The 708-nt window shown below is 48.5% G+C and carries 2 rRNA genes; both read left to right on the top strand.

What is annotated here, in order from left to right:
• A 16S ribosomal RNA gene (locus ACTRWB_RS38100) occupies nucleotides 1-69 on the top strand; the annotation flags it as partial.
• A gap of 552 nt (nucleotides 70-621) precedes the next feature.
• A 23S ribosomal RNA gene (locus ACTRWB_RS38095) occupies nucleotides 622-708 on the top strand; the annotation flags it as partial.

The following is a 708-nucleotide window of genomic DNA, read 5'->3' as shown; positions in this document are numbered from 1 at the left end:
GGATTCATGACTGGGGTGAAGTCGTAACAAGGTAGCCGTATCGGAAGGTGCGGCTGGATCACCTCCTTTCTAGAGCTATCTCGCAAAGTTGAGCGCTCACGCTTATCGGCTGTTGATTAAGAACAGAAACTCTATCTGTCTGCGGTTAAACCGGTTATAATGCCGGCCGCTTTCAATAATCTTCAATGATAAATATTCGAATCAAGTTCGATTCGAGTCTTTTTCATTGGCGATTGAGCCAGTCAGAGTGATACGTAGTACNAGCTCAGCTGGGAGAGCACCTGCTTTGCAAGCAGGGGGTCGTCGGTTCGATCCCGTCTGCCTCCACCAATCACCAACGCTAAGGGCTTGGTTCAGACACTGAACCGAGAATTTTGCATTGGCGATTGAGCCAGTCAGAGTGATACGTAGTACGTATCGGCTGTCGTTCTTTAACAATCTGGAAGAAGTAAGTAATTTGGATAGCGGAAGCGTCTATGAGATGGACGTGGAAACTATCCGGGTTGTGATTGTATCGATGTATCTCAAGATGATTCGAACTCTATGTTTGGCTCAATTGGAATACGGCACAACGCGAAAACTCAACCTGTAACGGCTGTCGGAGAGACAGACTCGTTATAGGGTCAAGCGAACAAGTGCATGTGGTGGATGCCTTGGCGATCACAGGCGATGAAGGACGCGGTAGCCTGCGAAAAGCTACGGGGAGCT

The sequence above is a fragment of the Burkholderia sp. YIM B11467 genome, from assembly GCF_052952715.1.
The sequence above is the reverse complement of the archived record's forward strand: the minus strand, read 5'-3'. Positions and strand labels throughout refer to the sequence as shown.